Source organism: Streptomyces sp. SAS_272, from assembly GCF_052543235.1.
In genome coordinates, this window is record NZ_JBMNDR010000143.1 from 1 (window position 1) to 13,452 (window position 13,452).

Genomic DNA, 13,452 nt, shown 5'->3' on the forward strand with positions numbered 1-13,452 from the left:
CCCGGCTGCTCTGGCCCACACGCCGGCCAACCCCGCAGAGGCAGCCGAAGCAGGCGAATCCGTGCGCCTGGCATTCATCGCCGCACTGCAGCACCTGCCCTCCAAGCAGCGCGCGACCCTCCTCCTACGGGAAGTCCTGGGCTTCTCGGCACGCGAAGTCGCAGACCTGCACGGCTGCACCGTCGCTTCGGTCAACAGCGCGCTCCAGCGCGCCCGCGCCACACTGGCCGCCCGGCGCGAGGCGGCCGGCGACACGGCGGTACAGTCGCCCGACGCCGTTCAGCGGGCACTGGCGAAGCGGTATGCCGCGGCCTTCTCCAGCTTCGACATGGAGGAGCTGAACATGCTGCTGCACGTGGACGCCACCATGTCCCTGCCGCCGTACGCCCTGTGGATGCGAGGCGTCACCGACATCCAGGCATGGTTGACCGGACCTGCCGTCGGCTGCCGGGGATCCCGGCTGGTCCCCACCCTGGCGAACGGCTCGCCGGCCTTCGGCCAGTACCGGCCCAGCGTCACCGGAGCGGCATTCGAGCCCTGGGCCCTTCAAGTCGTCGACATCTCCGGAGACCGGATCACCGACATCCATGTCTTCCGCGACACCGAGCGACTGTTCCCGCTCTTCAACCTGCCTCCGCACCTCAGCGAGCAGGAGGTGTGACGCAGCACACCTTCATCGACCGATGACTCCGTCCGTGCCCCTCGGTCCTACCAGCGACAACACCGAAGCAACACAACGGACAGACAGGATGGCTGACATGACCGCCACCGTGAAGGGCCCTGCCAGCTACTTCCCTTCCATCGAGAAGAAGTACGGTCGCCCGATTGCGGAGTGGAAGGACCTGATCCGCTCCTCGCCTCTGACCAAGCACATGGAGCTCGTGAACTGGCTCAAGGCCGAGCATGGGCTGGGCCACGGTCACGCCAATGCCCTCGTCGCGCACACTCTCGCCGAGCGGTCCGGCAACTGAGCTGCCACGCACGGGAGCGCATGGGGTGGTCCGAGCGCACCCTCGTCAACGACGGGGGTGCTGCTCTCATCCCGTGATCTGGGGTGGGTCGGAGCCGCCTCTCGTCCTGTTGCACGGACCGCGCATGGGTGACGGGCACAGCACCGGGGACAGGCCCTGCTCCACCGCGTCGATTCCTCAAGCAGCCTCACCGACACCGACACCGACCCCGGCACCGCCCCCGCCGCGCTCGACGACTGGCTGCAGGACGCCTCCGGAGCCTCGTGATCCACAGAATGTGACAATTACTCGAGCGCGCTCGGCATGTCCTGGCGGGGCGGACTCGCCGACGGCGTGCTCTCACGGCGATCGGCCAGGGGCGGCTGCCCTACGGCCCAGTGACCTGCTCGGCGCTTTCGGCGCCCCGGCACTGCACACCTCCGCCGTGCAGTGCCGGGGCACTGCACGGCGGAGGTGTCCCGTCCGTCTACGACGACTGTTGTGCTTCCCCTGGAGCATGTCGAAGTCGGGTGCGCCTCACGTCCGTCGGTGTTGTGCCGGTCCGCTGCCGGGATCCCGGCAGCGGGGGCCGCGACGGAGACCCGTAACCCGGGCAGCTGCGCCGCCCTGCACGGACCGCCGAAGCTGAGTGGTCTGCTGTTCGCCGGGACGACCCGCCCCGGCGCGTGGGCCGGGGCGGGCAGGCCACTGTGGCTGTGGCGTGTTACTTGATGCCGATCTCGGCCAGCTGCACACGGAACTTGGTGGTCTCGTCGGACGCCGGAGTGCCGAGCCGGGTCGCTGTCAGGCGCAGGTAGCGGCCCGTGGTGGAGGTGAGGGTGTAGGTCTGGGCGGCTCCGTTCGGATTGGACTGGCCGGTGACGGTGCGGGCGGTGGTGTAGGTGGTGGATCCGTCGGGGCGGGTCTGCAGGGTGAAGTCGACGGGGAAGTTCGGCGAGCCGCCGCCGGCGCCGCCGGTGTCGGTGCGCGGGTGGAGGGTGACGGAGCCGATGGGCCGGTCGGCGCCGAGGTCGACCTCGATCCATACGGCTGTGTCGCTGACGTCGGCGGCGGGGAAGTCGATGCTGGTGAAGCCCTTGGCTCCGGTGACGCTGGTGGTGGTGCCGTCCAGGAGCCGGGTCTTGCCCCAGTCGCCGTTCTCCAGCGTGTAGTTGGCCCTCACGGTCGTCGCGGAGGTGGGGACGGTGAGTTCGGCGAGCTGCAGACGGAACTTGGTGGACTCGTCGGAGGCGGCGGCTCCGAGCTTGGTGGCCTGCAGGCGGACGTAGCGTGCCGTGGTGGTTTTGAAGCCGTACGTCTGCACCGCTCCGTTGGGGTTCGGCTGGCCGGTGACCGTGCGGACGGTGGTGTAGGTGGTGGATCCGTCGGGGCGGGTCTGGAGGGTGAAGTCGACGGGGAAGCCCGCGGTGCCGCCTCCGGCGGCCGCGGTGTCGGTGCGGGGGAAGAGGCGTACGGCGTCGAGGTCGGTGTCGGCGCCGAGGTCGATCTCGACCCAGACGGGGTTGGCGCTGACGTCGGCGGAGGTGAACTCGTTGCTGGTGTATCCCTTGGCGCCGCTCACGCTGGTGAGCTTGCCGTCGGTGAGCCGGTTCTTGCCCCAGCTGCTGTTCTCCAGGCTGTTGTTGCTGGTGACCGGCTGGTTCAGGGCGAGGTTGTCGAGGCGGCCGGTGCCTGTGGCCGTGAACGTCCAGTTGCCCGGCTGGACCTTGAAGTAGACGTACGAGGAGTCCTTGCCGTCGTAGCTCAGGCCGCTGACGCTGCCGGTGGAGGAGCCGCCGGTGAAGACGGTGGTGCCGTTCGCCTTGATGACGGGCTGGGAGCCGCCGTAGGTGGGCACGCCCACCCGGGCGGTCGTGCCGGTCGGCGAGGTGAGCGTGAGGGTCGCCTGGGTACCGTCGCGGGTGATGCCGAAGCGGATGTCTCCCGCGATGGTGGGCGTCACGGTGTCGATCTTTGTGAGAGTGCCGGTCTGCGGGGTGACGTCGTACGTCTCCCAGCCTGCCGTGGTGGGGCGGACGCCGGCGGCGTAGGCGGACAGCGCGTACAGCGGGGCGCCGTTCCAGGCGTGGTTGTCGGTGCCCTGCGACTTGACCCAGACTTCCCACAGGGTGGGGGAGGCGGGGTCGGCGACCTGGGCGGCGTAGCGGTTGCGTATCCGCTCCTCGGCCACGGTGGCCGCGCCCATCAGGTACAGCGCCTCCAGGACGTAGAACTCCGTGTAGGGGCTGGCGTTGAGGTGGGTGCGCAGCACGTTGGTGATCGCGGGGTAGTGGCTGGGGGCGGCCAGGCCCGCGACGACGGCGAGGGCGTTGGCCCGGTCGTCGGTGTCGCCGGTGTAGCTGGGCGAGCGGTACTCGTTCTTGGTGGAGTTCCACAGCAGGGTGTCGAAGTTGGCCTTGATGCTGGTGCGCTGGGCCTGCCAGCCGGCCACGTCACCGGTGTTGCCGCTGAGGTCGGCGAGCTTGGCGGCGGTGTCCAGAGCCAGGTAGTACCAGCAGTTGTTCAGGATCCGGGTGTCGATGTTGCTGCCCCAGTCCTGCCAGTCCCAGTCCCCTGTGCGGTGGGCCACCAGGCCGTCGCTGCCCAGGCTCCACAGGTCCAGGTATTTCTTCACCGCCGGGTAGGCGGCGGTGACCGTGCTCGTGTCGCCGGTGTAGAGGTGGAACGTCCAGAACGACCACACCGAGGCGAGCATCTGGTTGGGCAGTTCGGCGGTCCAGATGGTCGAGGGCATCGGGGAGTAGAGCGCCCCGGTGTCCTTCTGCCAGGAGGTCAGCTGCGAGATGGCCTTCTTGCCCAGCTCGTAGGACCTGGTGTCGAAGGTGTAGAAGCCCTCCTTCAGCTGGTTGACCACATCGCCCCACCACTGGCCCCGCTCACGGGTCGGGCAGTCCATGTAGTTGTCCCGCATGTTGACGTACATGGTGCGGGCGGCCTTGGTCCACACGGAGTCGAGGAAGGCGTCACCGCTGGTGAACGACCCGGCGAAGTCCGTGTCGTAACCGGACTCCCGGTACTTGAGGTCCACGATCGTCACACCCGTGGGGATGGTGTACTTCACCGCCGTACCGCTCATCCAGGCCAGCGGCTCGAACTCCTGGACCCCGCCCGTGCAGACGTAGGTGGCGCGGACGTTGAAAATGGTCTTCTGGTCGATGCCGACCAGGCCTTTGCCGTCGTCGTAGTGGTCGGTCTGGACGCCGATCACGGCACCGGCCGGGGCGTTCACCTTCAGGTACGGCGTGACCTGGATGTTGGACGGCAGGGTGGCCGAGATCGCTGTGGAGCCCTGGCCGGTGGCCGGGAGCGAGGCATCGTTGGTGTAGGACTTCAGGCCGGAGTACCGGAACTGCGGGATCGGCCGTTCGACGAGGCCGTTCCAGGGCGCGGCGCCTGCGGCGCCGAAGTCGGTGGGGGCGCTCCAGGCGCTGTCGTCGAAGCCGGGGGACTGCCAGTCGGCCATGGCGGTGGCGTTGCGGGCGTCGTAGTAGACGTTCGATTCCGGCAACCGGAAGTTGACCTGGGTGCCGCTGGTGTTGTTCGAGTAGCCCGGGTGGACCGTGTGCTTCCAGCCGGTGTCGCTGACCACGCGGGTGGTGGTGGAGGCGGTCGTGATGTCGGACTGGAACAACAGACCGCCCTTGCCGCTGCTGCTGTGCGAGAAGCCCTCCTTGCCGAAGTACCACACCAGCAGCGCCACCGTGTTGCTGCCGCTGGTCAGGTACGGGGCCAGGTCGATCTCGTCGTAGTAGGTGTCCGTACGGTTCGGGCCGCGCTTGAGTCCGCCGTCGAAGACCACCAGGGTGCCGTTCACCCAAAGCCAGTACTTCGAGTCCGCCGCGATCTGGGTGATGGCCTTCGAGGGCGCGGAGCCCAGGGTGAACGTTCTACGGAACGCCACCCACTGGTTCGTCGTACTGGCCGGTGCCCAGATCCACTTCGCGGTCCACGAGACCGCCGCGGACGCCGTCGGCGCCAGACCGGGCAGCAACACGGAACCCAGAGTGGGGGCCAGGGCCACTGCTATGGCCGAGCGCAGAATGTTGCGGCGCGTCACATCGTGCATCGCGGGCTCCTAGGGAGGTGCGGAGAGCGGAGGGTGTGGCAAACCCGGGGGCAGCCCGGGGTCGAGAGGGGGCGGAATTGTTTCTTCCGCGAGTCTGAATCGTTTCAATTCAGTGTTTGCAGGCGTGATCCTGACCCCGACATAGGTGTCGTGTCAATGGCCGCGCAACCGGAATCTTCGTGATCGGTTCGAGTGATGTCGGGAGGTCTGCGCAGTTCAACGGGTGGAGCGCGGAGGATTCCACCGCGGTGAGCGGTCACGTGCGGGGTTTTCGGGACCGAACCGGCCGGTTCCATTGACGTACCCTCGGCCCACATTTATCTTCTGCACGGACTTGCGAACGGTGTTCGAGTCTTCGAACGATGGCTGTCAGAAGGGGGCAGCCCGTGTTGCGCGCCCGGCACCGTCGCGCTCCGGTGACAGCTCTGTCGGCCCTCTCCGCTGTATCGTCACGGGCCCGCCATCACGGGGTTCCGGTCGCTGCCGCGCCCACGCGAATCCCGCGACGTTCCACCCCCACGGAGCCGGTACCTCCTCAACGGCACGGACGCCGAGCCTCACCCTCCACCTCGCCTGTACTGCACTGCGCTAAGAACAGGAACGCATATGCCCGCGGTTCTCTCCCGACTGGCGGCGGTATTCGTCGCTGCCTGTCTGCTCTTCACAGCTCAAGTCGTTACCACACCTCAGCGGGCTGCCGCCGCGGACCCGGGTTACCTGATGACGCACTTCATCGGGGAGGGGGCGACCGGTCAGCAGATGTACTTCTCGTACAGCGCGGACGGTCTGAACTGGTCCGACCTCAACGGCGGCGGCATGACCCTGCGGTCCACTGTGGGCACCCGTGGTGTACGCGACCCCGCACTGGTCCGCTCTCCCGACGGGAGCAAGTACTGGATCATCGCCACCGACCTGTGCATCGGCTGCGGCCAGTCGTGGGGCGACTCCACGTCCAATGGCAGCCGCAACCTCGTGGTGTGGGAGTCGAGCGACCTGGTCACCTGGTCGGAACCGTGGCTGCTCAATGTCGCCGGGGCCATCCCCGACGGGCGCAACGCCTGGGCCCCGGAGGCGATCTGGGACCCGGCCACCAACGACTACGTCATGTACTGGGCGACCAACGCCACCCTCAACGGCGTGCTGAAGCACCGCATCTACTACGCCCACACCTCCGACTTTCACACGATCACGACACCGCAGATCTACATCGACCGCCCCGGCACCCAGGGCATCATCGACACCCAGATCGTCGAGGTACCCTCCGGCGTCGGCAACTACCGCTACGTGAGGGCCTCCGGCGACGGCCAGATCACGCTCGAGGGCAGCAACTCGATCCTCGGCACCTGGACCGACCTCGGCAACCTCTCCGGCATCGGTCTGACCGGCTCCCAGGTCGAGGGCCCGATGTGGATGAAGTTCCGCGACCGCAACGAGTGGACCCTCTACCTCGACCAGTATGCGGCCGGAAAGGGCTACATGCCGGTCGCGACGAACGACCCCTCCGTCACCAGCACCTACAAGCTCCCAACGTCAGGAACATACTCCCTGGGCGGCACCAAGAAGCGCCACGGCTCGATCCTGAACCTGACGGCCGCCGAGGACGCCCGGATCCAGGCCCGCTGGGCGAACACCCCGGCCAAGCGGCTACAGTCCTTCAACTTCCAGGACCGGTACGTGCGGCACACCAACTTCGACGTCCGCATCGACCAGAACGTCACCAACCAGGACGCCCAGTTCCGGCCGCGCCCCGGCCTGGCCGGCACCGGCACCGTCTCCTTCGAGTCGGTCAACTTCCCCGGCTACTACCTGCGCAGCGACGGAGCCGACTTCCAGCTCGTGCACAACGACGGCACCACCCAGTTCGCCGAGGACGCCACCTTCCGCCAGGTCGCCGGACTCGCCGACTCATCCTGGTCCTCGTTCCAGTCGTACAACCACCCCGACCGCTACATCCGCCACTACGCCTTCCAGCTGAAGCTCGAAACGATCACCACCAGCACGGCACGCAGCGACGCCACCTTCCGTCTGACGAGCTGACCCGACCGGGCTGCCGGCGCCCTCGGGCGGCGCCCCCGGCCGTCCACCCGCGAGCGGGAAAGGCGCCGGCATCCCACCCGTGAGCGCAACGCGACACCAGATGGATTCCGGCGGGACGCGGTACCTGGGCCGAGGCGCCGCGTCCCCCTCCTCAGTCATGTCTTCTTCACGGGATGTGAACCATGCACAGCATGAGAGCTCAGGGCCTCCGGAGACTCCGGCCGGGCGCTCCGGCCCGGACGGGGCCGCCGTGGCCGTCGCCTCACTCCTCATGGGCCTTGCCGGCCGTGCGGCCTCCGCCCGTCGGGCCTGAGTCAGAGTCTATGGATGTGCCGGTCCAGCAGAGCGCGGGCGCCGTCCACGCCCCCCGGCTCTTGCACCCCGCGTTTGGGAAGCACGGTCAGGCAGGAGACGTTCTTGTCGCCGCTGAACAGGACGAGAGTGTCGGGGGTCTCTGCGTAGTGCGGGGCAGCGGTCCAGTTCAGCTGATTGGATCCGCCCGTGTTGCTGACGGTGACGCCGCAGTCGTCGATCCTGGCGCGGTAGGCCCCGTTCCGGGAGGCGAGTTTGTGGAACTGCCGGGCCGTGAGCCAGGGTTGCAGCACGAACAGCAGCACGACGATCAGGCCGCCCATCATCAGGGACCGCACGTCGGGGGCCTCACCCTTCGCCAGCGGCACCACCGATGCTCCGGCGAGGAGGGCCACGCCCATCACGGCGAACCGCTGTGTCCGCTGGACACGGCCCGACGCCTTGGCTCGTGCCTTGAGGGCCTGTCTGAAGTCCTCGCGCGTCAGCTGGTACTCCAGCTCGACGTACTCTCCTGCCGTGGTTTCCGCACGGTCCTCCATGAGCCCTCCCCTTGGACCTCTTCGTGATCGAACCAGGGGAGGATAGCCTGCGATCAGGCCGGTGATGCGCGCGAGTTTCTCGTCCTGGCCTACTGCGAAGTGCTGGCAGAACGGCAGGACTTCAGGCCCTCCGCTGTCCTCTCAGGGCTCAGTGGGGGCTCCAGTGGCGGTGGCCCTGCGGCACACCTACTACAGGGATGACGAGCAGGTCGTCTTCGCTCGGTGGCGTGTCCAGGCCCAGGCCCAGGGCGCCGGCGATCTTGCGACAGGACGTGGTCATGTCCGGGTTTCCCGAAGCGACGAGTAGGTGGACAGAAGCACGGCGATCCAAGTCGTCCACGCCAGCCGCAAGGCGTCCGTGGACAAGCCCTGGCTGAGCCGGCGGTACCTGCCCCCGGCGGCGGGCCGTTGGCAGCCGGTCGCCGCCGGCCCAGAGCCGTTCACCGCACGGCCGGCTCCCCACGAACTCACCCTCGACGAAGTCCACCAACTCGTAAGCGACTTCGCCGACTCGGCGAAGCACGCCCTTGCCGCCGGCTTCCATGTGGTCGAACTGCAGGGCGCGGACGGCTTCCTGATCCACTGCTTCCTCTCACCGGCCGCCAAGCACCCCACCGACAAGGTAGCCGGGCACAACGGGGATGGTGGCGTCGGCGACCATGCCGCCGCTGGACACGTCGAGCAGGTCAACGCCGTGCGCGCGCATTTCCTTGGCGCGGCGGACGGTGTCGTCGCCGGTCCAGCCCTCGCGGTCGTCCTCCGGGTTCCCGGTCAGCCAGTCGGTGGCCGAGGTGCGGAAGCAGACCGGCAGGTTCTCGGACCACACCATGCGTAGGGCGTTGACGACCTCCAGTGCAAAACGCAGCCGGTTCTCGAAGCTGACGCCGTAGGAGGGTCCCGTTTTGCAGCCCAAGCCCGATGGCAACCGGCATCCCCACCGGCGCCGTCGGTCTCCTCCTTGAGCCCGCCCAGGCCGACGACATCGTCGCCACCGGACAGGCCGACGCCGTCCTCCTCGGCCGCGAACGCGCTGCGCAACCCCTACTGGCCCCAGCACGCCGCCCTCGAACTCGGTGCCGAGCCCCGCTGGCCCGAGCAGCACGGCCACGCCGTACGACGGAGCGGCAAGCGTTGAGAGAACGACGGCTGCACCAGCACACGACCCACGTCCCTTCAGAAGGGCAGAGACGGCCAGCCGCGTCCTGAGGACGGCATCGCGCAGGCAGCCGATCCGGGCGGTCTGCGAGGACGGCTCATCCTCGATTTCTAGCCCTGAGGCAGCCACGTGAACCGCTCCTTGTCCTCCGTCTGGCGAGGGGTTCGGGGTGGTGGGTGATGCGCGGTGGGCAGAGCGGGAGTCGAGCACGGGGCCCGGGGCCACTCAGCTGTAGTAGGCGATTTTGTCGTCGAGGACCTCCAGGGCACGGCGCAGTGCCGTCACCCGCTGCTCCAGGGTGACACGGCGCTCGCGCAGGAAGGTGATCCTGTCCTGCGCAGAATGCTCGGCACGCAGGATGGCCACGAATTCCCGCAGATCCGCGATGCCGAGGCCGGCGTCACGAAAGCACGTGATCATGCCGATCCAGAAGAGGTCGTCCTCGGTGTACTCCCTGCGCCCACCAGGGGAGCGCCGGATCGGTCCGATCAGTCCTTCGCGCTCGTAGTAGCGCAGTGTGTCGAGGGAGACGCCGGTGTGGTCGGCTGCTGCTGCAGGGGTGTGGTGGGTGGTCACGGGGCTCCCTTGTGTGATCGCTGTTACCGCGCTTCGGCGAAGCGGGCCAGGTGGTCGTGGCCGAGCCGCACGCGGCGTGCGGCGAGTGCCTCGTCGATCTGCTCCACCCGGCTCACGCCGACGATGGGGTCGATGCCCCGGTGCATCAGCCATGCGAGGACGACTTGGTTCCTCGTGGCCGCCAGCTCGCCGGCCACGTCGTCCAGGACGGAGAGGACCCGGGCGGTGCCGGGGTGATCATAGGTTGGGGGAAGCGGCTTGTCCGCGCGCACGTAGGAACCCCACATCAGTGAGCTGTAGGACCACACGGTGAGCCTTTCCGACTGCGCGAGGTCCAGGTCATCCTCGGTGAGCAGACGGTGGCCGTCCTCCGCCAGGGGAGTGAGTGGGCGCGGCTGGACGAGTGAGTGGCGCAGTTGCAGGGCCGTCCATGGTTCCACGCCCTGCTCGAGGGCGAGTGACCGGGCGCGCTCGACGCGCCAAGCAGCGTGATTGGCCGCCCCGACCCGCAGAGCCGTTCCCTTCGTGACGAGCTCGCCGAAGGCGCCGACGGTCTCTTCCAGCGGCACGGTGCGGTCCTCGGCGTGAGCCCACAGGAGATCGACGTGATCGACTCCGAGACGTCCCAGGCTCTCCTCGACGCCGATCCGTACGGCGGGGGCGGAAAGCCCTTCGGCGCTCTGTGGCCAGGAGTGCGGGACGAGCGGGTTCTGTCGGACCTTCGTCGCGATGCGCACTGCGTCGCGGGCGCCGGGGCGGGCTCGAAGCCACGCGCCGATGACGCGCTCGCTGGCGCCGCCGACGCCGCGCGAATCGGCCCAGAAGGAGTAGCAGTTCGCGGTGTCGAGCCAGACACCGCCTTCGCCGACGAAGGCATCGAGGACGGCGAATGCTTCGTCCGGGCCGACGCGGGTGCCGAAGTCCATGGTTCCGAGGACGATCTGGGGGTCAGTGACGTTGATGTCCATGTCTCCCATCCTCGGATCTGGTGCGCGCTCCAGGTCAAGTGCGCTGAGGGGGGATTCGAGACATGGCCTTCGGCAACCGATGCGGCGTGCGGCGGGCGCGTGTTACCAAGCTCGCTGGACGGCAGCCCTCGGCGGCGGCGCGCCGGACAGGTCGACGCTGGGTGCCCGCCGCCGTGCACCTCAGGTGGCCGAAGGTGACAACGGCAGTGCTTCACGTGCTGCTGGTGACAGGTCGTGGCACGCAGCCAAGTGACGGCTGCCGTGCCTCGCCGCACCGAAATGGCAAGTCGGCGGCAGTCGTTGGCGACGCCTATCGTGCTTCGGCCCGCTTGTTCGCGGGCCTCGCGCACCGCTCTGGCGGCGATCCGCTGCGACTCCGCACCGCGATGCGAGGCCCAGGATGACTGCCCCCCCGGCGCACCCTGCGCCGACCGTTCGCTCCGAGAGCCGGTCGACCCGGCCCACATCCGGGACACCGTTGGCGAGTTCAATCCGTCGCGTTGTGCGCAGCACTGCCGTGCGGCTCCCTGGGGATGATCCTTGCCGCAGGGGCGGGCATGACGGTCTTGTTCACTGGGTGTACGGCGGGATGGGTAGTGTCATCGGGCGTGGCGGCGACGGAGGGGGAAGGGCGTGTCTGATGAGGTGACGACTTGGTTCGCCCGGACCGCTTTACCTCTGAGCAGCCTGACCGCGGGCGTGTCCACTGCCGACCTCCGGCCGCTGAAGGGCATCCTCGACGGCGTGCGGATCGTCGGCTTGGGGGAGGCCACCCACGGGACGAGCGAGTTCTTCCAGCTCAAGCACCGTCTGCTGGAGTTCCTCGTCGAAGAGCTGGGATTTTCGGTCCTGGCCATGGAGGCCAGCGCATCGGCCGGCCCAGCAGTCGACGCCTACGTTTGCCAGGGCGTCGGTGACGCCGCGGGGGTGCTTGCCGGGCTGGGGTTCTGGACCTGGCGGACCCATGAGGTGCTCGGGATGATCGAATGGATGCGCGCGTACAACCGGGGGCGCCCAGAAGAGCGGAAGGTGCGTTTCGTAGGTATCGACCCGCAGCAGTGCGGTGACTCCCTGGCTGTGCTCGGCTCCTTCCTGCGCAAGGTGGCACCGGATCGCGAGGCCGGACTTCTCTCCCCGCTCCGCGTGCTCGCCAAGGCATACCCGGGATCGCAACCCGGTCCTCAGCGGCGCCTGGTGCAGGATGCAGAAGAACTGCTGGGGTTCCTCGATGGACGCGGCCCCGGAGCGGCAGACGCGATCCGGCATGCGCGAATTCTGGTGCAGGCCGCCGACCTGGTGACGCGAGCCAGGCAGCACACGGACCCGGAGCAGACCGTCTTCGCCGCACGCGACCGGTACATGGCCGAGGCCGTCGAGGAACTCCTCAGTGATCCATCCACCAAGATCGCCCTCTGGGCTCACAACGGGCACATCGGCAAGGGGCGTTCCGGTGGCGCGGTACCGCCGATGGGGCAGCACCTGCATACACGGCACGGCGATGCCTACTACGCGCTCGGCCTGCTGTTCGGCAGCGGCTCCTTCCGCGCCCGTCGGATGTGGCCCGGTCCTTGCCCTTGGTCTCGTCCCCGAGCCGGCGCCCCTGTCACCAACCGGATAGGCCCGGCTCGCCCGGACGCCGTGGAAGCCCAGCTCGCCACTGCCAGTCCGGGCGACCATCTCGTGGACCTGCGCAGCGCAGCCAACGCGCCGACGGCAGTACGGGAGTGGCTCAACGGTCGGCATCGCATGCGAAGCTTCGGCGCCATGGTGCCGCGCTGGATCTATCGCTTCAACCTGAGCCCTGCCTCCCTGGCCGAGGAGTACGACGGACTGGCCTACGTCGCAGTGTCGACCGGTTCCCACCCTCTTCCGACCTCCTAGTAGGGCTTGGTCAGGTTCGTAGTGGTGTGGGTATGTCGCGGTGGCAGGTGGGGCAGGCGCCGGTCGTGTTGGCGAGGAGGGGGCAGCGTGATGAGCACGAAGAACGGCACGAACCGGGCCGGGGCCGGCCACGACGTCGGCTCCGAACTGATCTATCTGACCAAAGCGCTGAAGGCTCCGGCCCTGCGGGATGCGGCCGCGCCCAGATAGTGCATGGCGGCGACCCCGAGGCCGGTGACGGCGCCCGCGAGTGACAGCGCCGCGCGGCCCGCGCCGCGGTAGCCGACGATGAACACGCCGACGCCGACCACCACGACCGCCACGGCGAGGCCAGGGCCGCGTCGTGATGCTCGCCCATGGCTCCGCGGAACGTCGCCGCCAGTTGTAGAACCACGCCTCGCTCACCCCGAGCAGGCGACAGGACATCCGATCGGGCACGTTGTGCTCGGCTCTCTGGCGACCGATGAAGGCGACCAGCGCCTCCGGTTCGTTCTCGGTCACTTCACCCAGAGAGCCATGGCACGCTCGAAGACATCACGCTCCATCTCAACTTCCTTGATCCGCTTGCGGTTCTCCACGCTCTCCCGGCGCAGCCGCACGAGCTCCTCGCGTTCCAGCTCGCCCAGCGTCCCGTCCCCGCCGGCCCTCCGGGCCTGCGCCACCCAGCTGCCCAGGGTGGTCTCCTTGATCCCGAGATCGGCAGCTACCTGCGCGATCGTCTTCCCCGTCTCAGTCACGACCCGCACAGCACCCTCACGGAACTCGGCATCGAACGACTGTCGCTTCTCCGCCATGACTCTCAACTTCCCCTGCAGTCACAGCCTCAACGCTACGAGGGGAAGGTCAAGCGTCAGCTCCCCGCCAGCGGAGCGATGCGTCCTGTCCGCGCCGCCACTCATGGTGGGCACGATCCCGCCGGACGCTGCCGGTTCGCGTCCCGTCCGCC

The 13,452-nt window shown here is 68.3% G+C and carries 11 protein-coding genes and 2 pseudogenes; 6 read left to right on the forward strand and 7 right to left on the reverse strand.

All coding sequences use genetic code 11. From position 1 onward, the window contains the following. On the forward strand, positions 1 to 661 hold a 661-nt coding region (locus tag ACN6LD_RS40370; RefSeq protein WP_445045753.1), incomplete at its 5' end, for an RNA polymerase subunit sigma-70. A 97-nt stretch (positions 662 to 758) separates the two neighbouring features. Next, positions 759 to 971 carry a DUF4287 domain-containing protein gene (locus ACN6LD_RS40375; protein WP_319189267.1) on the forward strand — a complete coding sequence of 71 codons (213 nt, stop codon included), beginning with the start codon at positions 759 to 761 and terminating at the stop codon, positions 969 to 971. Positions 972 to 1,674: 703 nt separating this feature from the next. On the opposite strand, the gene ACN6LD_RS40380 is transcribed toward ACN6LD_RS40375, so the two are convergent. Then, on the reverse strand, positions 1,675 to 5,037 hold the full coding sequence (locus tag ACN6LD_RS40380; RefSeq protein WP_445045754.1) for an alpha-L-rhamnosidase-related protein: 3,363 nt from the start codon (positions 5,035 to 5,037) through the stop codon (positions 1,675 to 1,677). A 606-nt stretch (positions 5,038 to 5,643) separates the two neighbouring features. Here ACN6LD_RS40380 and ACN6LD_RS40385 point away from each other — a divergent pair. Beyond that, complete coding sequence (locus tag ACN6LD_RS40385) at positions 5,644 to 7,074, forward strand: glycoside hydrolase family 43 protein (protein WP_319189256.1); 1,431 nt, start codon at positions 5,644 to 5,646, stop codon at positions 7,072 to 7,074. Between the two features lie 314 nt (positions 7,075 to 7,388). On the opposite strand, the gene ACN6LD_RS40390 is transcribed toward ACN6LD_RS40385, so the two are convergent. Both ACN6LD_RS40390 and ACN6LD_RS40395 read right to left on the reverse strand, forming a co-directional pair. Beyond that, positions 7,389 to 7,925, reverse strand: coding sequence for a YcxB family protein (locus ACN6LD_RS40390; protein WP_445045755.1), 537 nt, complete (start codon positions 7,923 to 7,925; stop codon positions 7,389 to 7,391). A gap of 148 nt (positions 7,926 to 8,073) precedes the next feature. Continuing rightward, positions 8,074 to 8,205 carry a hypothetical protein gene (locus tag ACN6LD_RS40395; RefSeq protein ID WP_319189258.1) on the reverse strand — a complete coding sequence of 44 codons (132 nt, stop codon included), beginning with the start codon at positions 8,203 to 8,205 and terminating at the stop codon, positions 8,074 to 8,076. A 78-nt stretch (positions 8,206 to 8,283) separates the two neighbouring features. Between ACN6LD_RS40395 and ACN6LD_RS40400 the strand changes: the two are divergent. Next, positions 8,284 to 8,496 (forward strand): annotated as a pseudogene (locus tag ACN6LD_RS40400) (oxidoreductase); the annotation flags it as partial. Between the two features lie 45 nt (positions 8,497 to 8,541). Here ACN6LD_RS40400 and ACN6LD_RS40405 read toward each other — a convergent pair. After that, a pseudogene (locus ACN6LD_RS40405) lies at positions 8,542 to 8,817 on the reverse strand (oxidoreductase); the annotation flags it as partial. 66 nt (positions 8,818 to 8,883) lie between these two features. On the opposite strand from ACN6LD_RS40405, the gene ACN6LD_RS40410 reads away from it, so the two are divergent. Beyond that, a complete protein-coding gene (locus tag ACN6LD_RS40410; RefSeq protein WP_319189259.1) occupies positions 8,884 to 9,060 on the forward strand; it encodes a hypothetical protein in 177 nt (58 codons plus the stop codon). A gap of 246 nt (positions 9,061 to 9,306) precedes the next feature. Here ACN6LD_RS40410 and ACN6LD_RS40415 read toward each other — a convergent pair whose 3' ends face one another. After that, positions 9,307 to 9,657: a MerR family transcriptional regulator gene (locus ACN6LD_RS40415; protein WP_319189260.1), complete on the reverse strand. Its 351-nt coding sequence runs from the start codon at positions 9,655 to 9,657 to the stop codon at positions 9,307 to 9,309. 23 nt (positions 9,658 to 9,680) lie between these two features. Further along, positions 9,681 to 10,625 carry an aldo/keto reductase gene (locus ACN6LD_RS40420; protein WP_445045756.1) on the reverse strand — a complete coding sequence of 315 codons (945 nt, stop codon included), beginning with the start codon at positions 10,623 to 10,625 and terminating at the stop codon, positions 9,681 to 9,683. A gap of 633 nt (positions 10,626 to 11,258) precedes the next feature. On the opposite strand from ACN6LD_RS40420, the gene ACN6LD_RS40425 reads away from it, so the two are divergent. Further along, on the forward strand, positions 11,259 to 12,506 hold the full coding sequence (locus tag ACN6LD_RS40425; protein ID WP_445045757.1) for an erythromycin esterase family protein: 1,248 nt from the start codon (positions 11,259 to 11,261) through the stop codon (positions 12,504 to 12,506). A 497-nt stretch (positions 12,507 to 13,003) separates the two neighbouring features. On the opposite strand, the gene ACN6LD_RS40430 is transcribed toward ACN6LD_RS40425, so the two are convergent. Continuing rightward, entirely contained in the window at positions 13,004 to 13,300 is a 297-nt protein-coding gene (locus tag ACN6LD_RS40430; protein ID WP_445045758.1) for a transposase, read from the reverse strand. Positions 13,301 to 13,452 lie beyond the last annotated feature (152 nt).

What these genes read in the sequence shown, in the direction of transcription:
- ACN6LD_RS40375 (WP_319189267.1), top strand. Translation starts at nt 759, where the DNA reads ATGACCGCCACCGTGAAGGGCCCTGCCAGCTACTTCCCTTCCATCGAG.
- ACN6LD_RS40380 (WP_445045754.1), bottom strand. Translation starts at nt 5,037, where the DNA reads ATGCACGATGTGACGCGCCGCAACATTCTGCGCTCGGCCATAGCAGTG.
- ACN6LD_RS40385 (WP_319189256.1), top strand. Translation starts at nt 5,644, where the DNA reads ATGCCCGCGGTTCTCTCCCGACTGGCGGCGGTATTCGTCGCTGCCTGT.
- ACN6LD_RS40390 (WP_445045755.1), bottom strand. Translation starts at nt 7,925, where the DNA reads ATGGAGGACCGTGCGGAAACCACGGCAGGAGAGTACGTCGAGCTGGAG.
- ACN6LD_RS40395 (WP_319189258.1), bottom strand. Translation starts at nt 8,205, where the DNA reads ATGACCACGTCCTGTCGCAAGATCGCCGGCGCCCTGGGCCTGGGCCTG.
- ACN6LD_RS40420 (WP_445045756.1), bottom strand. Translation starts at nt 10,625, where the DNA reads ATGGACATCAACGTCACTGACCCCCAGATCGTCCTCGGAACCATGGAC.
- ACN6LD_RS40430 (WP_445045758.1), bottom strand. Translation starts at nt 13,300, where the DNA reads ATGGCGGAGAAGCGACAGTCGTTCGATGCCGAGTTCCGTGAGGGTGCT.